The organism is Hahella chejuensis KCTC 2396 (genome assembly GCF_000012985.1).
GTDB classification, from domain to species: Bacteria; Pseudomonadota; Gammaproteobacteria; order Pseudomonadales; family Oleiphilaceae; genus Hahella; species Hahella chejuensis.
This window is the reverse complement of the sequence record NC_007645.1, coordinates 1,873,725-1,892,049: the sequence shown is the minus strand read 5'-3', so window position 1 is coordinate 1,892,049 and position 18,325 is coordinate 1,873,725. Positions and strand designations below refer to the sequence as shown.

15 protein-coding genes are annotated in these 18,325 nt (G+C 55.6%); 8 read left to right on the top strand and 7 right to left on the bottom strand.

Going from position 1 to position 18,325, the window contains the following annotated elements; translation table 11 throughout:
* Nucleotides 1-61: 61 nt before the first annotated feature.
* Together dnaE and HCH_RS08415 are read right to left on the bottom strand one after the other, a co-directional pair.
* Complete coding sequence (gene dnaE / locus HCH_RS08420) at nt 62-3,538, bottom strand: DNA polymerase III subunit alpha (RefSeq protein WP_011395770.1); 3,477 nt, start codon at nt 3,536-3,538, stop codon at nt 62-64.
* A gap of 125 nt (nt 3,539-3,663) precedes the next feature.
* Nucleotides 3,664-4,191 (bottom strand): TlpA family protein disulfide reductase, encoded by a 528-nt coding sequence (locus HCH_RS08415; protein WP_011395769.1) that lies wholly within the window; start codon nt 4,189-4,191, stop codon nt 3,664-3,666.
* 149 nt (nt 4,192-4,340) lie between these two features.
* Between HCH_RS08415 and arsC the strand changes: the two genes are divergently transcribed.
* From arsC to HCH_RS08395, 4 genes are all read left to right on the top strand, one after another.
* Entirely contained in the window at nt 4,341-4,697 is a 357-nt protein-coding gene (arsC, locus tag HCH_RS08410) for an arsenate reductase (glutaredoxin) (RefSeq protein WP_011395767.1), read from the top strand.
* A gap of 29 nt (nt 4,698-4,726) precedes the next feature.
* A complete protein-coding gene (gene wrbA, locus HCH_RS08405) occupies nt 4,727-5,347 on the top strand; it encodes an NAD(P)H:quinone oxidoreductase (protein ID WP_011395766.1) in 621 nt (206 codons plus the stop codon).
* Between the two features lie 28 nt (nt 5,348-5,375).
* Nucleotides 5,376-5,744, top strand: a complete 369-nt coding sequence (locus HCH_RS08400; protein WP_011395765.1) for a DUF2069 domain-containing protein — start codon at nt 5,376-5,378, stop codon at nt 5,742-5,744.
* 89 nt (nt 5,745-5,833) lie between these two features.
* The gene (locus HCH_RS08395) at nt 5,834-7,618 is read left to right on the top strand and encodes a GspE/PulE family protein (protein WP_011395764.1); all 1,785 of its coding nucleotides are present in this window, start codon (nt 5,834-5,836) and stop codon (nt 7,616-7,618) included.
* On the opposite strand, the gene HCH_RS08390 is transcribed toward HCH_RS08395, so the two are convergent.
* Both HCH_RS08390 and HCH_RS08385 read right to left on the bottom strand, forming a co-directional pair.
* Complete coding sequence (locus tag HCH_RS08390) at nt 7,595-8,665, bottom strand: DUF3080 domain-containing protein (protein WP_041598511.1); 1,071 nt, start codon at nt 8,663-8,665, stop codon at nt 7,595-7,597. The two genes, HCH_RS08395 and HCH_RS08390, sit on opposite strands and share 24 nt — an antisense overlap.
* A gap of 156 nt (nt 8,666-8,821) precedes the next feature.
* Nucleotides 8,822-10,342, bottom strand: a complete 1,521-nt coding sequence (locus tag HCH_RS08385; RefSeq protein ID WP_041599357.1) for an acetaldehyde dehydrogenase ExaC — start codon at nt 10,340-10,342, stop codon at nt 8,822-8,824.
* A 183-nt stretch (nt 10,343-10,525) separates the two neighbouring features.
* Here HCH_RS08385 and HCH_RS08380 point away from each other — a divergent pair, with 183 nt between their 5' ends.
* From HCH_RS08380 to HCH_RS08360, 4 genes are all read left to right on the top strand, one after another.
* Nucleotides 10,526-11,434 carry a helix-turn-helix domain-containing protein gene (locus HCH_RS08380; RefSeq protein ID WP_011395761.1) on the top strand — a complete coding sequence of 303 codons (909 nt, stop codon included), beginning with the start codon at nt 10,526-10,528 and terminating at the stop codon, nt 11,432-11,434.
* Nucleotides 11,435-11,587: 153 nt separating this feature from the next.
* On the top strand, nt 11,588-13,603 hold the full coding sequence (locus tag HCH_RS34690) for an endo alpha-1,4 polygalactosaminidase (RefSeq protein ID WP_011395760.1): 2,016 nt from the start codon (nt 11,588-11,590) through the stop codon (nt 13,601-13,603).
* 194 nt (nt 13,604-13,797) lie between these two features.
* Nucleotides 13,798-14,469 carry a response regulator transcription factor gene (locus HCH_RS08365; RefSeq protein WP_011395759.1) on the top strand — a complete coding sequence of 224 codons (672 nt, stop codon included), beginning with the start codon at nt 13,798-13,800 and terminating at the stop codon, nt 14,467-14,469.
* 33 nt (nt 14,470-14,502) lie between these two features.
* Nucleotides 14,503-15,921, top strand: a complete 1,419-nt coding sequence (locus HCH_RS08360; RefSeq protein ID WP_011395758.1) for an ATP-binding protein — start codon at nt 14,503-14,505, stop codon at nt 15,919-15,921.
* Nucleotides 15,922-16,270: 349 nt separating this feature from the next.
* Here the strand turns inward: HCH_RS08360 and mtnC are convergent, their stop codons facing one another.
* Genes mtnC through HCH_RS08345 form a run of 3 tightly spaced genes read right to left on the bottom strand, consistent with a single transcriptional unit; the run spans nt 16,271 to nt 18,293 of the window.
* Complete coding sequence (gene mtnC / locus HCH_RS08355; protein ID WP_011395756.1) at nt 16,271-16,972, bottom strand: acireductone synthase; 702 nt, start codon at nt 16,970-16,972, stop codon at nt 16,271-16,273.
* A complete protein-coding gene (locus HCH_RS08350; RefSeq protein ID WP_011395755.1) occupies nt 16,972-17,529 on the bottom strand; it encodes a 1,2-dihydroxy-3-keto-5-methylthiopentene dioxygenase in 558 nt (185 codons plus the stop codon). The genes mtnC and HCH_RS08350 overlap by 1 nt, the downstream gene beginning before the upstream one ends.
* Entirely contained in the window at nt 17,526-18,293 is a 768-nt protein-coding gene (locus HCH_RS08345; RefSeq protein WP_011395754.1) for a methylthioribulose 1-phosphate dehydratase, read from the bottom strand. The genes HCH_RS08350 and HCH_RS08345 overlap by 4 nt, the downstream gene beginning before the upstream one ends.
* Between the last annotated feature and the right edge of the window lie 32 nt (nt 18,294-18,325).

Sequence of the window (18,325 nt, the reverse complement as noted above, 5' to 3'; positions counted from 1 at the left end):
GTCTCTTGAGCTTGAGCTGACGCGCATGTCATTCCATGCCTTGCCGGTTACAAGCGAGGGATCAACTGTAGCGCAGTTGCACCCGCTCCTTGCCCAACAAATATCGCAGCCCCTGAATCAATTCATCGCTTGGATTAACCCGCCAGTCTTCCGCCAGACGCAGTCTGGTGCGGGCGGTTTCCGTTTCATAATTGATCAAAACCGGGCAGCCCTCGGCGCGATGTTCTCCCAAAACGCCGCCCAGTTCGTCAATAAAGCCGTTATTAAAGTCTTTTTCGTGTACAAAGAGAATAAGCTCTTTGGCGAACTTCAATCGCGCCTGACCAATGTCCGAGGTCATTTTCGCCCGGACAGAAAGCCCACCGGAGTAGTCGTCTTCGCCGACAACGCCTTCCACCACCAGAATGCGGTCGTTGTGCAACATTTCTTTGGCCTGCTCGTAGGCGTCGGAGAAAAAAGTCACCTCAATACGGCCGCTTCGATCATCCAGCGTAGCAAAACCTATGTATCCGCCGCGCTTGCTTTTCATCGTGCGCACCGCCACCACCAGGCCCGCAACATTTTGCGGACTCTTGCCGGGACGCAACTCCGAAATAGGCGTACGCACGAAGCGACGCACCTCCTGTTCATATTCGTCGAACGGATGTCCGGTCAGATAGAGTCCCAGAGTTTCCTTCTCTAATTTCAGACGCTCTTTATCGCTCCATTCCTGCATGCCTTCCGTTGCGCTGTATGGATTCGGGTCCGTTTCCGGCACGACCTCGCCAAACAGGTCCAGCATACCGGCGTCTTCATTGCGGGAATGTTGGTCGGCGCGACGCACCGCCTCATTGATGGACGCCATCATGCGGGCGCGGCTCGGCCCCAATTTGTCCATGGCGCCGGAGCGGACCAGCGCCTCCAAGGCGCGCTTGTTGACCCGCCGCAAATCCACCCGCTGGCAGAAGTCGAACAGGTCGCGGAAGGGCCCGCCTTCTTTACGAGCGTCCAAAATACTTTGTACGGGGCCTTCACCCAGCCCTTTTACGGCGCCCAGGCCGTAGACGATGCGATGCTTATCGTCGACCGTGAAGGTATAGCTACTGTTATTGACGTCCGGCAACACCAACTCCAGCTTCATCCGCCGGCACTCTTCCACCAGGGTCACCACTTTGTCGGTGTTCTGCATATCCGCGGTAAGCACCGCCGCCATGAATGGCGCAGGATAGTGGCACTTGAGCCATGCGGTCTGGTACGACACCAAGGCGTAGGCGGCGGAGTGCGATTTGTTGAAGCCGTAACCCGCAAATTTTTCCACCAGGTCGAAGATCTTTTCCGCCAGATCCTGCTCAAGACCCTGGTTGATGCTCCCTTCAACGAAGATCGCCTTCTGCTTGGCCATTTCCTCAGGTTTCTTTTTACCCATCGCCCGGCGCAGCAAGTCTGCGCCGCCGAGGGTGTATCCCGCCATAACCTGGGCGATCTGCATAACCTGTTCCTGGTACAGGATAATGCCGTAGGTGGGCTGTAAGACGGGTTTCAAAGACTCCAGCTGATAGTCCGGATGGGGGTACGCCAGTTCCGCACGCCCATGCTTACGGTTGATAAAGTCGTCAACCATGCCCGATTGCAGCGGCCCCGGGCGGAACAGGGCCACAAGAGCGATGATGTCTTCAAAACAGTCCGGCATCAGGCGCCGGATAAGTTCTTTCATCCCACGGGATTCAAGCTGGAACACCGCGGTGGTTTCACCATGCTTGAGCAGATTGAAAGTGGGCGCGTCATCCAGCGGAATAAAGTTGATATCCAGAGGCGGCTGGCCTTTTTCCGCATGCTGGCGATTGATAATGTCCACCGCCCAGTCAACGATGGTCAGCGTACGCAACCCCAGGAAGTCGAACTTAACCAGACCCGCCTGCTCTACGTCGTCCTTATCGAACTGGGTGACCAGGCCCGACCCCGTTTCGTCACAGTACAAAGGGGCAAAGTCGGTCAGCTTGGTGGGGGCGATCACCACGCCCCCCGCATGCTTACCGACGTTACGGGTCACGCCCTCCAGCTTGCGCGCCATCTCCCAGATTTCCGCCGCGTCTTCATCCGTAGTCAGATATTCCCGCAGCGGCTCTTCCTGTTCATAGGCCTTGGCCAGAGTCATCCCCACCTCAAAGGGGATTAGTTTGGACAGACGGTCGCCCATGGAGTACGGACGCCCCTGCACCCGCGCCACGTCCCGCACTACCGCCTTCGCCGCCATGGTTCCAAAGGTAATGATCTGGGACACCGCATTACGCCCATAGGCTTCGGCAACATAAGCGATGACCCGGTCGCGGCCTTCCATACAGAAGTCGACGTCAAAGTCCGGCATCGACACCCGCTCAGGGTTCAGGAATCGCTCGAACAGCAAGTCGTAGGCGAGAGGGTCCAAATCGGTGATTTTTAGCGCATACGCCACCAGAGAGCCGGCGCCGGACCCCCGTCCCGGCCCCACTGGCACGCCGTTGTTCTTGGCCCACTTGATGAAGTCCATAACGATGAGGAAGTAACCGGGAAACCCCATCTGAGTAATGATATCCAGCTCAAACTTGAGCCGATCATAATAGCTTTGGCGTTTATTGCCGTACTCCGGGTCATCTTGTTTGAGCAGCGTCGCCAGTCGCTCCTCAAGCCCTTCTTCCGAAACCTTGATGAAAAACTCATCGATAGTCATCCCTTCCGGTATGGGATAATTCGGCAGGAAGTATTTACCCAAACGCAAACTGACGTTGCAGCGCTTGGCGATCTCCACGGTATTGGCGATCGCCTCGGGAATGTCCGAGAACAGCTCGCACATTTCCTCCGCTGTTTTCAGATACTGCTCTTCACTAAAGCGGCGCTCCCTGCGCGGATCATCCAGAGTGCGGCCTTCGTGAATACAGACCCGCGCTTCATGAGCCTCAAAGTCGTCACGTTCAAGAAAATGCACATCGTTGGTGGCCACCACTGGGCAGCCAGTCTCCAGCGCTAATTCCACAGAGGCGTGCACGCACTCTTCATCGTTAATTCGCCCCGTGCGCTGCAGCTCCAGATAGTAGGCGTCCGGAAACATTTCCATCCAAACGCCCAGGCGCTCTCGCGCCAGTTCCTGTTTCCCCGCCAACAGAGCTTGCCCCACATCGCCATACTTGGAGCCGGAAAGCGCCAGCAGGCCTTCCGCCTGTGCGGCGATCCAGTCTTTTTTCATTATGGCGCGGCCATGGGACTGACCTTCGGTAAAGCCGCGGGATATGAGTTCCGTCAGATTACGATAGCCAGTTTCGTTGCGAGCGAACAACGTCAGACGAAAGGGAGCCAGAGGGTCATCCAGGTTTTCGACCCAGACATCCGCGCCGACAATCGGCTTTACGCCTGCGCCGGACGCAGCTTTGTAATATTTAACAAGGCAGCACATGTTGGACTGGTCGGTCACCGCCACCGCGGGCATGCCCATGTCGGCCAGCTTTTTGACCAGGGGCTTGACCTTTACCAGCCCGTCAACCAGGGAAAACTCTGTATGGATGCGTAAATGAATAAAATCGCCCATCGGGCCTTTATCTCCAGATTCTTCGTGCAACGCGGCTCTCAGGTCCGCGCTAACCAATAATTCTCAATAAAGTCACAAATTCTTAAATATAGACGCCAATCAGTGGCGATTATTGTCAGTGCCGATTATTGCGGAATAACCGACAAAATCGCACTTTTCGTCTGCGCGCCGATCATCTCGCGCTGCACCTTGCCATCGTGAATCAACAGCGTGGTCGGCAACACCTTGGGAATTTCCACTTTCCAATGACGGGTCGGATCGCCTTGCAAAACCGGGAAGTTGATACCCATTTTATCGATCGTTTTAGTCAGCGCTTCGCCCTTGTGGCCATCGTAGTCGACCCCCAGAACGATGACGCCGGGATGCCGGTTTATCTCATTCAGTTCCGGTATTTCGACTTTACAGGGCCCACACCACTCCGCCCAAAAATTCAAAATGATCCACTGCCCGCCGAGGTGTTCGAGGTTGATTTCTCCGCCGTCCGCCAGCGCCACTACGTTTTCCAATGGCGCATCGCTCTTATCTTCCGAACATCCTGTCACCAGGATCAATATGAGGCCAGCGGCCAACGCTTTAAAAAAAACGCAGCGCAGGGAAGATGGGTAATTTGAGACCTCTTGAAACAGGCGGCTGGATATTTGACGGGCGATCAAAATATTTCTCCGAGTAATAAGCTGACCGGCATTCTACACGAAAAACAGGGGCGAAATGGGAGCCTGGTCTTTCCTTCATTAAAAGTGTTAGAAATGCGATCCTCAGATGCTTAAACTTGCCCACCTAACGCAATGACAGGAAACAGACAATGAGCACAAACACCCTCACTATCTGGCACAACCCCCGCTGCTCCAAATCCCGGCAAACGCTGCAGATTATTGAAGACAGCGGTGCGGAGCCGGCGATTGTGAAGTATCTGGAAACGCCTCCCAACGCAGCAGAACTGAAAGCGGCGCTATCCAAACTCGGTATTTCCGCAAGAGACCTGTTGCGCAAAGGCGAAGAAGAATACAAAACTCTCAATTTGGCCAACGCCGACCTCAGCGAAGACGCATTGATCGACGCCATGGTCGCCCACCCCAAACTGATCGAGCGCCCGGTTGTCATCAAAGGCGACCGCGCTGTACTGGGGCGCCCACCGGAAAACGTCAACGAGCTGCTGTAATTTCTCCATCTATATATAAGAAGGAAACCATGAAGTCAGCGACCGACACTCCTTATCTGCTGGTGCTCTACTACAGTCGTAACGGCGCCACCCGCGTACTGGCCCAACATGTCGCCCGCGGTGCGGCGCAAGTATCAGGCGTGGAGGTGCGCGTACGCACGGTGCCCCCGGTATCCGCCGTCAGTGAAGCGACAGCCCCGGCAATCCCCGAAGAAGGCGACGTTTACTGCACCTTGGAAGACCTGGAAAACTGCAGCGGCCTGGTAATCGGGTCGCCGACCCGCTTCGGCAACATGGCGGCGCCTTTGAAATACTTTCTCGACCAGACCGGTTCTTTGTGGCAGGCGGGAGCGCTCATCGACAAGCCCGCCGCCGCGTTTACCTCCACCAGCAGCCTTCATGGCGGTCAGGAAACCACCCTGCAGACCATGCTGACGCCTCTGCTGCACCATGGCATGCTGTTGGTTGGCCTGCCCTATACCGAGTCAGGCCTCAGCGAGACGCGTGGTGGCGGTTCGCCCTATGGCGCAGGCCACTGGTCCGGTCCCGATGGAGCCCGTCGTCCGGATGAGACGGAGTTGCAATTGTGTCGGGCTTTGGGCCGCCGGGTGGCGGAACTGGCGCACCGTCTGTCTATTACCAGGACTTGACCCCTACCGCGAAACTTGGAGATTAACGTTGTCCCTATCGCAAAAAGTTAAAATCGCCCGCGCCTCGGTGACGGCGAGTTATCTGATCCTGACCCTTTTGGTGCTGTTCAGCACTTGGCAGAGTATTTCCCAAAATACCGAGACATCATGGTTGTTGATTATCAGCGTCAAGTGTCTTCCGCTGCTGGCGTTTTTCCCAGCGGTGTATCTGGGCCACGTACGCGGGCTGATCTGGTTATGCTTTGTGCTCTGCCTATACTTTATTAGAGCCGTCGGCGATTACGCGGCGGGGCAGAATTTAATGATCAGTGGCGCGCTCGCCGTAATGAGCGTTATTCTGTTCAGTACGATTCTGTGCTTTATTAAATGGAACGCACAAGCGCGCCGCGCCGCCTGAATCAGGCGCCCAGGCCGCACAGACAGCGATGTCGGCGGTTTGGAGCGGGCAACTCACTTTTTCGGATTAGACAACAGTAAAATAAGCCAATGAGCATCGCCGCCTCCGCACAACCCCAATGGCTGACCACCGTCGACATCATCAAGCGTCTGGTGCGTCTGAAACGGATCACTCAGGAAGAAGGAGAAAAGTTCCTGAGTTCTCCACGCAGTAAAAGCGAACTGGCTCTCCACCCCATCGAACAGGTGGTCAATTCAGGCCTGATTGATCACAATTCCGGTAAAGCCTTTGACCTGGATGAATTATCTTCCTGGCTGGCGAAGGAAGCGGGGCAGCCTTATTTCCACATTGACCCTCTGAAAATAGACGCCCGGGGCGTAGCTTCCCTGATGTCTTTCGCCTATGCGCAACGTCATCGCATCCTGGGTGTGGAAATCCACAAGGATCACGTAGTGATCGCCAGCGCCGAGCCCTTTGTCACTGGCTGGGAAGACAACCTGCGCCATGTGGTCCGTAAAGACATCAAACGGGTGGTGGCCAACCCTGCGGATATCCGTCGTTTCACAGTTGAGTTCTATCGACTCGCCACCTCGGTGGACAAAGCAATAGGCGGGCGCGGCGAGACCTCCGCCGCCATCGGCAACTTCGAACAGCTGCTGGAGCTGGGCAATGTCGCCAACCCGGACGCCAATGACCAGCACATCGTCAACATTGTGGATTGGCTGTTGCAGTACGCCTTCGATCAACGCGCCAGCGATATTCATATTGAGCCCCGCCGCGAAATTGGTCAGGTGAGATTTCGTATCGACGGTGTGCTGCACAACGTTTATGAACTGCCTATGCAGGTGTCCATGGCGGTGGTGAGCCGACTGAAAATACTGGGCCGCCTGAATGTGGCGGAAAAGCGCAAACCTCAGGATGGCCGCATCAAGACCAAAAACCCGGACGGTTTGGAAATCGAGCTGCGACTTTCCACGCTGCCCACCGCCTTCGGCGAAAAGCTGGTTATGCGGGTATTTGACCCGGATGTATTACTGCGCTCCTTTTCCGACCTGGGCTTCGGCCAGGACGACAGCCGACGCTGGAACTCCATGACCAGCCAACCCAACGGCATCATATTGGTGACGGGACCTACCGGATCGGGCAAAACCACCACTCTCTATTCGACGCTGAAAAGCCTGGCCACCTCAGAAGTCAATGTGTGTTCGATCGAGGACCCCATTGAAATGGTGGAGCCCGCCTTCAACCAGATGCAGGTGCAGAGTGGGATTGGGGTTACTTTCGCCAGCGGCGTCAGAGCATTGCTGCGGCAAGACCCCGACATCATTATGGTGGGTGAGATCCGCGACCTGGAAACCGCGGAAATGGCGATCCAGGCGGCGCTGACCGGACACTTGGTGCTTTCCACGCTGCACACCAATGACGCCCCCAGCGCCATCACGCGTCTGCTTGAGCTGGGCGTGCCCGGCTACTTGGTGAAAGCCACTGTATTGGGCGTCATGGCGCAGCGTCTGGTGCGTGTGTTATGTCCTAACTGCAAAGAACCCACCACGATTGACGATAAGGACTGGCAGAATCTGATCCAGCCCTGGAAAGCCTCCAAACCGGATCATGCCTGCGCTCCGGTAGGCTGTCTGGAGTGTCGCAACACCGGCTATCGCGGACGAGCGGGCGTTTACGAAGTCATGCTGCTCAGCGAAAGCGTAAAAGAATCCATTAACGAGCACTGCGACCTGGAACGTATCCGCAAGGTGGCGGTGAAAGAAGGCATGCGCACGCTGCGCCTGAGCGGCGCGCAAAAAGTAGCCAATGGCATGACCACGATAGACGAGGTGTTGCGGGTGACGCCTTCATCGAGTCTGGCGATCATCTGACGTCATCGCTCCCCGGTTGCCGGGAGCCATTCCGCACTGGGCCAACATTTCCGTCCATACCGCCGCATGCGCGGCGGCGGTATGACGAAACTCCCGCCACAGGCTGGACTCCCCTTCCTGCAAGTAGCGCTGTGCGAAAGCCCGCAGCGCTACCGATTGATCCCCTTGCAGATGCTCATAAGAACGCTGTAACGGCGGCAGCCATTCGCGACGGGCTTTTTCCAGTTGCGCCAGATAGGGCTGCACACGCACGATGTAAATATTGACGAGTACATTTTGCAGAATGCGGCTACGCTCCGTCGGGGCCCCGCTCACACAGAGCGGGCGCTCAGCCAACCGGCGTCGCAGCCCTTCAACGATCGCGCCCATTTGCGCGGAAGCTTCTTCCGTTGAGACAAGCAGCCTCCCTACCATGGGATACGTCAGTAAGCGACGATTTAGCGCCTCCAGACTGTCCGCATTTATACTGGCTGACTCCGGTCTGGCCGACCACTCTGCGAATGAAGACAACGCCAGACTCAATTCCACCCAGTCACCGGCCTGAAAGCCCAGCTCAAACCCGCCTTCTTTCTGCGACATTAACGCTTGCCATTCGGGCCCCGCCCAGGTCGCGTTCCAGGCCACATTGCGAATTTCCTCGCGTTTACTCGCCAACGCCTGGCGCAGCTCTACGGCGAGGTCCGCCTCTTCCTCTTGCGACTCAAGCGTCGTCAGGCAGGCCTCGCCCAAGCTCAAAAACTGCTGCTCATATAGCCACTTCTGACTGGCGGGCATCATCTTGCCGAGAGAACTGTTGCGAAAGCCCACCAGCCGATTCAACTCACAGTCGGTCAGCCCCAAAAAATCCAGCAAATTGATCTTCAGCTCGGCGACATCTCTTAGCAGTACCTTGCTACGGGGATAAACCTCGACAGGAAGCGTCCGTTCAGCGACAGGAAAGTCAGTGTCCAGCACGCGCTCCAAACGATCACGGTAATCCTGAAACAGCTCAGCGCTGGTGTCGGGGGGACCAAGGCAGGCGGTCAGCGATAAACTCGCCAACAGCATCAGCGCGCCTGCACATAATTGACGAGAAGAAACAAACATGAAAAAAGCGGCCGTTCCGATAGTCCTGTCAGTATCGAAATTGTCGGCCGCAAGCTGTCTGAAAGTCCAGGGGTTAAGGGAATACACGCGTCTGGGCGCGTAAACCCATGCCTGGTTTTAGAAAAAGCCTAACGGGTTGATGTCATAACTCACCAGCAGATTCTTGGTTTGCTGGTAGTGCTCCAACGCCACCTTGTGCGTTTCCCGGCCGACGCCGGATTTCTTGTAGCCGCCAAAGGCCGCATGCGCCGGATAGTGATGATAACAATTGGTCCACACCCTGCCCGCCTTGATTTGTCGTCCCATTCTGAACGCCAGATTGATATCCCGCGTCCATACGCCGGCGCCCAGCCCATACTCGGTATCGTTGGCGATGCTCAGAGCTTCGTCCTCGGTTTTGAAAGTAGTGACGCCCACTACCGGACCAAAGATCTCCTCCTGAAACACTCTCATGTCATTACCGCCTTTCAACAGGGTCGGCTGAATATATAAACCGTCCTGCAGATCGCCGCTCAGCTTTTCAACGCCGCCGCCCAACAATACCTGCGCGCCTTCTTTGCGGCCGATTTCGATGTAACTCAGAATCTTATCGAACTGTTCCTGAGAAGCCTGCGCGCCCACCTGGGTGTCGGTATCCAGAGGATTGCCGCGCTTGATCGTTTTGGTGCGATCAATGACTCTGCCGATAAAGTCATCATAGATAGACTCATGAATCAGCGCCCGGGACGGGCAGGTGCACACTTCTCCCTGGTTGAAAAACGCCAGCACCATGCCTTCCACGCATTTGCTGATGAAGGACTCCTCCTGACGCATGATGTCCGCAAAATAGATGTTGGGGGACTTGCCACCCAGCTCCACAGTGGAAGGAATAATATTTTCCGCCGCGCATTTCAGAATATGCGAACCAACCGGGGTTGAGCCGGTAAATGCGATCTTGGCGATGCGTTTGCTGGTGGCCAGCGCCTGACCCGCTTCCGCTCCCCAGCCATTAACGATATTCACCACACCCGCCGGCAGCAGGTCGCCAATCAACTCCATCAGCACCAAAATTGAGGCCGGCGTCTGCTCCGCAGGCTTAAGCACCACGCAGTTGCCCGCCGCCAGCGCCGGCGCCAGTTTCCAGGCCGCCATCAGAATTGGGAAGTTCCAGGGAATGATCTGCCCCACAACGCCCAGCGGCTCATGGATGTGATAGGACAACGTATTGGCGTCGATTTCCGCCAGTCCGCCCTCCTGAGCGCGAATACAGCCGGCGAAGTAGCGGAAGTGATCTACAGAAAGTGGAATATCCGCCGCCAGGGTCTCCCGCACCGGCTTGCCGTTGTCCCAGGTTTCCGCCACCGCCAGGATTTCTAAATTTTGTTCGATGCGATCGGCTATTTTCAGCAGCAGATTGGAGCGCTCCGTCGCCGACGTTCGCCCCCAGGCGTCTTTGGCTTTGTGCGCCGCATCCAGAGCCAGTTCGATGTCCTCGGCGCTGGAACGGGGGATTTCGCAGAACTTCTTACCATTCACCGGAGAGATGTTGTCAAAGTAGCGACCTTGTACGGGCGCCGTCCACTCGCCGCCAATAAAGTTCTGGTAGCGGGCTTTGAAGTTAACCAAGGCTTTATCGTGACCGGGTTGTTCGTAAATCATGCCGTTGTCCTCTCTGCTTGTTTTTATGACTGTCTGGCGCGGCGGTGCTGCCGCCATGAGACCACTTTAAACTTCTGGACAGCGGCTCTGCTTATCTGTTAGTACATATCTGTTGCCTGTGAGTCCACGGGCGATGAAGTCTGCTGGTTACTCCAAAAATAAAAACATTGACGGGTGACAGAGGTGACAAGAGCAATAGCCATTGCAGCCCGCGAACCACGCGAGCTGATAGAAAACAGGGTTTCCTTCGCCGGCCCCAACTCGGAGTTGAGCGTCTACGACACCTACCTGCCCGCACAACGCGTCGGCCTGTCGGCGGACGAGCTGCTTTACTGCGGCATGATCAGCGGTCGCAAGATACTGCATGGCCGCGACGACTACACGGCGGAGTTTCTGCCGCAAGAGTCATTCGTGATGGCCCCTGGCGAAACTATCAGCATTGATTTTCCCGACGCAGAACTGGACCGCCCGACTTCCTGCCTGACGGTAGAGATTTCGCGCACGCGGGTGGACAGCATCTGTTCGCATATGAACAAAGTGGCGCCGCTGCATAAAGACTTTGAAGAGTGGCGCTACCGCACGGAAACGCTGATCCACACGCCCCACACCCAGGCCACTCAGGCGCTGCTTGAGAGAATGATCGCCACGTTCAGCGAAAACGGCCCAGATCGGGATATCCTGATCGACTTGGGCGTCAGCGAGTTAGTGGTGAGAATGCTGCGCCAGCAGACCCGCGCCTTCTTATTGGGCGCGTGCGAACGTCAGCCCGACATTAACGGACTGGCCGCCGCGCTCAGCCATATCCAGAAACATATCACGCAGCCCTTGGATATCGATCAGCTCTGCAAAATCGCCTGCATGAGCCGCAGCCGTTTTTTCACTGAATTCAAAAGCCACTTTGGCTGTACTCCCGCTGAGTTTCAGCAGCAGTTAAGATTGCAACGCGCCGGCGAGCGTCTGCGCCAGGGGGAGTCCGTCACCCGGGTCTGTTTCGACCTGGGATATCGCAACCTGAGCCATTTTAGCCGACGTTTCCAGCGACAGTACGGACGCAGCCCCAGCCAGTATCAGAAACAGCTCACGTTCACATAAAAACACGACAAAAAGTTCAGTTTTTGCTCAGAGCAAAAATCAGGCAATCATAATGTTCCGGTAAGTTTCTCCTGATTAGGATGAAATTGGCTCACATATAAAGTGGGCCAGTCTTCCTACTTAACTAATAATTAGAACCTCAGGAGATCAGCAATGATCCAGAAGTTATTTGGTCCTTACATTTCCGCCAATCCCCCCTTCGCCCGCAAGCGATTGCAACCCGCCCTGGCTGCGGCGACGCTTGCCTGCGCATTGGGTCTCACCGCCTGCAACTCCGATGCAGGCTCCCGAGATAACGAGACAAAAGCAACCAACAGCGACTCTGCTTCCAATACCGGATCGCAAAGCGCCGCCAATATCTGGCGCCCCAAACCGGGAACAACCTGGATGTGGCAGCTGCAGAACTACGGCTCCATGAATATGAATCTGGATGTCACCGCCTACGACATTGACCTGTTCGAAGGCAGCGGCAGTGGCTCCAACAGTCTGATTCGCCAGTTAAAAAACAAAGGCAAACGCGTCATCTGCTATTTCAGCGCAGGCACCCGCGAAGACTGGCGTCCCGATGCCGACCAATTCACCCCTGGCTCGGTCATCGCTGATGGCGGTATGCAAGACTGGCCGGGAGAGACCTGGTTGAACATAGGCAATAAAACCGCTCTTGAGCAAACCATCAAGCCGATTATGGAGGCCCGTCTTGACTTGGCCCGGGATGCTGGCTGCGACGCCGTAGAGCCGGATAATGTAGACGGTTACACGAACCAGGATGAAACCCATGGCGCCATCAGCGCAGCGGATCAGCTGGCCTACAACAAGTGGCTGGCGGAAGCCGCACACGCCCGCGGCCTCAGTATCGGATTAAAAAATGACGTCGACCAACTGCAAGAGCTGGCCCCTTACTTCGATTTCGCCGTCAATGAACAGTGCTACGCCTGGGGCAATGAGTGCGTAGCCTATGAAAACACCTTCCTCAGCGCCGGCAAAGCCGTATTCAACCAGGAATACTATGAAAGAGGCGAAGAAGGCGTCATTACGAAAGATCAATTCCTTGGCAATGCCTGCTCCTACTTCGTCAGCGCCGGCATTTCCGCGCTTTGGCGGCAAAGTTTCGAACTCGACGGAGGAACCAGCCTATCCTGCCCCGGCGCAGTAGATCCCGGTGACGACGGTGGCGATACCGGCGGTGATGACGGCGACAATGGAGACAACGGCGGCGATACCGGCGGTGATGACAGCGACGACGGAGACAACGGAGGCGATACTGGCGGTGATGACAGCGACGACGGAGACAACGGCGGCGATACCGGCGGTGATGATGGCGACAACGGCGGCGACACTGGCGGTGATGACGGCGACGATGGAGACAACGTTGGCGATATCTGGAGCCCAACGCCGGGAACAACCTGGATGTGGCAACTGCAACGTTATGGCTCCATCAACATGGATCTTGACGTGGACGCCTACGACATTGACCTGTTCGAGGGCAGTGAAAACGGCTCCAACAGCCTCATTCATCAGTTGAAAAACAAAGGTAAAAAAGTCATTTGCTACTTCAGCGCGGGAACCCGCGAAGACTGGCGTCCCGACGCCAACCAGTTCACTGAAGATTCGGTGATCGCCGACGGCGATATGGACGACTGGCCCGGCGAAACATGGTTGAATATCGGTAACCAAACCGCCTTAGAGCAGACCATCAAACCCATCATGGAGGCGCGACTGGACTTAGCCCATGACGCGGGTTGCGACGCCGTCGAACCGGATAATATGGACGGTTACGATAATCCCAGCGAAACTCACGGTGAAATCAGCGCCGCGGACCAGCTGGCTTATAATATCTGGATCGCCCAAGCCGCTCACGCCCGTGGTCTCAGCGTTGGCCTGAAAAACGACGTCGGTCAGGCGGAAGAGCTGGTGGCTTACTTCGATTTCGCCGTCAACGAACAATGCTTTGCTTATGAAGAGTGTGAGGCATATGAGGACACTTTCCTCAACGCCAATAAGGCGGTCTTCAACCAGGAGTACTACACGGATGGCGACGACGGGGAAATCTCCAAGCGACGTTTTCTGCGTCGGGCCTGTCCTTACTTCGAAAGCGTGGGCATTTCCGGTCTGTGGGCGAAAGGTTACAGCCTGGACGGACGTAACGTAGTCGCCTGTGAAAGCAATTAATCAGACGGACAAATAGAAGGAAGCTATTTGTCCGTCTGATTAATAACAGGTTATCTGAAACCAACAGAGCCTGCGCCGGGCTATTAACATGTCAATATAGTCGCCATGTTAATGATGATTGAGGCGAAAGGGCGCAGGGACGCGCCCGATTCATCTGGGCGCTTGCCCTCCACAACAGGAAGCAAATTCTTCTTATGCGTTTATTAGTCATTGAGGACGCCGAGATTTTACGCCAGAGCTTGGTCATCGGACTGGGCGACGCCGGTTATGTGGTTGACGCCGCCGCAGACGGCGAGGAAGGTTTATGGCTCGCCAGTGAGCAAGGCTACGACCTGATTATTCTCGACATCATGCTTCCACACATGAACGGATTCGAATTACTGGACCGACTGCGCACCCTCGGCGCGGATAGTCTGGTGTTGATGCTGACCGCCCGGGACGAGGTTGAAGATCGCGTATTAGGCCTGCGCAGCGGCGCCGACGACTACCTGGTGAAACCTTTTGATTTCGATGAATTGTTGGCGCGAATTGAGGCTCTGCTGCGTCGCCGCGCCGGTTGCGCAAGCAATCTGTTGGAAATCGGTGAATTGACCATCAACTTACACAGCAAACAAGTCAGCGTCAGTGGCGTCCCAGTCTCCCTCCCGCCCCGCGAGTACGCTCTGTTGGAGTGCCTGGCGTTGAACCGTCACCGCGTGGTGTCACGACAGGAAATCGAGCACAAAATCTATGACGACAAAATCGAACCAATGAGCAATGTCGTGGATTCCGCCATTTCCAGTCTGCGAAAAATGATTGATCACAAGGATCGTCCTTCGTTTATTCTTACCCGCCGGGGACATGGCTATCAGATACGCCAGTCATAACCATCGAATCTCAACTTCCAAACGTTCAATGCGATGAAATCCATTCGTTTCACCACCACTTGGCTTACCTTCTTAGGCGTCAGCCTGCTGGGGCTGGCGCTGTGCTCCGCCGCCTATCTGGTGGCGCGAAAGATTCTCATCGACAACTTCGATCGCGATCTGCAGCTGGAGTTTCAAAATGTCGCCAGCGTCGCCCGAGTCTGGCCGGACGGCGATTTCTACATCGACATCGATTTTGACGTGGCGACCCAATACAACTCCGGCGGCTCACGCATATTTCAGGTGTGGAGCGCAGACGGCAAAGAGATCGTGGACCAATCGCCCATGCTGGAGGAAGAAAACCGCCGTCTCTCCTATCCTCCCCGCCCAGCGGATAACAAACCCTACTTCTTCGATCTACAGGACAAACATCCTGCGCGAGCCATTTTTCAGAAAGTCGATGCGCAATGGGGATGGATCGAAGAACAACCGGACCTGAATGCGCCAGAGCACGTGCAAGGCATGCAAGTGCAACTCCTGGTTGTCCGGGAACGCACCTCTCTCGACCAATCACTCTCTCTGCTGCGTAACTGGATGCTGGCCATCGCCGCCATCCTGCCTGCGCTGACGTTTCTGATTGTCTACCTCACCATAGGCCGCGGATTAAAGCCGTTACGCGAACTCGCCACCAAAGTCAGCGCCATTCGCTCCAGCGGAGAAAAACTGGAAGCCGACCTACATTGGCCGCAAGAGATCACGCCAGTTGCGGAGACCCTCAACGCCTTGCTGAAACGGCTGGATTTTACCCTGCAGCGGGAGCGGCGCTTTACTTCCGACGCCGCTCACGAACTGAGAACGCCGCTGGCGGAGCTGCGCATCGCCACGGATATCGCCCTGCGCGCCCAGCAAAATCAAGAGCGACTGCTGACAGCGGTGCGTCACGCCAATCACCTCTCACATTCTATGGCAAACCTAGTCAATTCAATGCTGCTCTTGGCCCGCTTTCAATCCGGGTCGAGTAAGCCGGAAAGCGCACCCATTAACGTCGCCGCCTTGTTTGATGAGCAGCGCCAGCGCATACACGGGCTTGCCACGAAGCGCGGACTGGCGGTGCAAGCGCAAGCGCCCGAGACGCTTGTCATCACCAGCGACAAAGGCCTGCTCACCACCATCATGGCCAATTTATTTACCAATGCGGTGGAATACGCGCCGCTGGAATCCACTGTCGCCCTGACCCTGTCCGCTGACGCCAGCGGATTCGCCCTGGAAACACGCAACACCGCGCCGGACCTAACACAAGAAGACCTTGAGCGCTTATTCCATCCCTTCTGGCGCAAAGGCGAATCCCGCAGCCAGCGCGACCACTATGGGCTCGGTCTCGCTATCGTGCAGGAAGCCGCCGCCTGTCTTGCTTTGAAATTAAACGTCTCATTAAATGAAGACAAAGTTCTAACCATTCGAATACAGACATAGCCGCGACAGATTCAGGTCACTTATGAAAAACCTAAAAGCCTCTTAATTTCAAAACATTACGCCAAGACCAGTCTTTCAGTTATGGCAGAGATAAACGGTTCGGAGGCTTCGCAAAAAGCCAGACAAGAAGCGCTGGATAAGGGACGGGAAGTAATGTCTGTCGACGACGATGGCAATATCGTAATTGATAAAAAGGACTCAGACGGGGTAACACGAACGACTATCGTTAAACGCAAAGTTGATTCATAGCCCGCCGCAATGAGCAGTCAACGTGAAAGCCGTTTAAATTAAAACTACCTGCTAGTCGCAGAAGTTTAAGGGGGCGTTCTTCATCGCCCCCTGTTTATACTCAGGCAGGCTTAATCAACAGATCAGCAAAGCTGGCGACCGCCGGATAAGTTTCCTGACGCTCGATGCCTGCGCCTCTCACCAACTGACATACCTGCAATTCGGCTTCCGCCGCAGCGCTGAGTTCAGCCGGCACATCGGAGAGGAACAAGACGCTGGACGCTGGCTCCGACACCTCGCGCACAATCGCCCGATAGGAGTCGGCGTCTCGTTTGCCGCCGACGCGCGTATCGAAATAGCCGCTAAATAACGGCGTCAGATCTCCCGCTTCGGAAAAACCGAAAATCTGCTTCTGCGCCGCAACTGAGCCGGACGAATACACAAACAAGCGAATGCCTAGCTCGCGCCAATGACGCAGACGCTCGGCCACTTCCGGGTAGACATGCCCCTTGTAGGCGCCCTCGTCATAACCGGAGCGCCAGATCATGCCCTGCAGCGCCTTCAACGGAGTGATTTTTTTGTCTTCCGCAATCCAGTCCAGCAACTGCTTGATCAACGCATCCGGACTTTTGCGGTCAACGCCGCCCAGGCGAGCGACTTCATCCAATTGCTCAGCGACGGCAGGCGCGGAAAAGTTTTCCCGGATAAAAGCGTCCATATGCTTGGCCGCATAGGGAAACAACACCTCATGCACAAAACTGATGCTGCTGGTGGTGCCTTCAATATCGGTGACGATGGCTCTGATTCCGTTAAATTCCGCCATTACGCCTCCTCAATCAATTGTTCAAAACGAGGCGCTTTCGATGCAATTTCGTCGCCCGTAAACTGCGCCACCCAACCTTCAGGATTAGTGAACAAACGCACGCAGGTAAACTCCGGCTCAGGCCCCATATCAAACCAATGCTTAGTTCCGTTAGGAACACTGATCAGGTCGTTTTTACGGCACAACACGACATACACCTTGTCTTCCAAGTGCAGATAAAACAGGCCCTGGCCGCGCACGAAAAAGCGCACTTCGTCTTCACTGTGACGATGTTCATCCAGGAATTTCTTACGGAATTCATCTTTCTGCGGGTGAGCAGGGGTCAGGCTGACCACATCCGCCGTGGTGAAGCCGTTTTCCGCCTTCAGTTTTTCCACTTCCTCCTGATAAGCCGCCAGGATTGAATCCGGCGTAGCGCCCTCATCCAGCTCACGGGTGGACCAACGCTCAAAGCGTATGCCCGCTTCGTTCAGCTGGCGGGAAATTTCCGCGCCATCTTCAGTAAACACCAGGGGTTGCGAAAAGTCGTTATCGTTGTAAATACGCAGGCTACTCATGACTTGATCCTCATCATCTCCAATTCACAGGCTAGCAGGAATTCCATAGCTTCCACATGACGCAAACATTCCGCCATGGTTTCTCCCCAGGTATACATACCGTGGCCGCGAATCAGGTAACCGGGACAATCTGAGTGCTCTTTCAGATACTCCACCGATAATGCGGACAACGCTTCAATATCCTGAGTGTTATCAAATATGGGAACAACGCAGCGCCCTTCGTGGGTATATACGCCACGGAAGGCTTTTTGGAGTTCGTAATCTTCAAATACGATCTCCGTATTGGGACGCAATGCGCGGGAAAGCACCGTGGCGGTCACGGAGTGAGTATGCAGGACAGCGCCGACATTGGGTTTCAGGTCGTAGATAACGGTGTGCAGCAAGGTTTCCGCCGAGGATTTCATCTGACTGGCCACCGCCCGTCCCTGCAGGTCCACCACCATGATGTCCTGCGCCTGCAGACGCCCTTTGTGCTTACCGGAAACCGTAATGGCTATATTCGCGTCGTCGATGCGTGCGGAGTAATTGCTGCTGGTGGCGGGAGACCAGCCGGCGCCGTACAAAAATCCGCCGGCTTCGATGATTTCCTGCGCGCGCAGGGAAAATTTATGCAAATCAAACACAGTGTGTCCCCCCTGAAATAATTGGCCGGTATTATAAGCGCCTCCGCCCTGCATTTCTAAGGTTTCATCGGCTTTCCGCTCATCTATATGAAGCGCCGCCGCGCTGCTAACATAGACAACACGAAGTCGACGTGTTTGCATAGTTGGGTCCACGCCCCATCACAGAGAGGAAC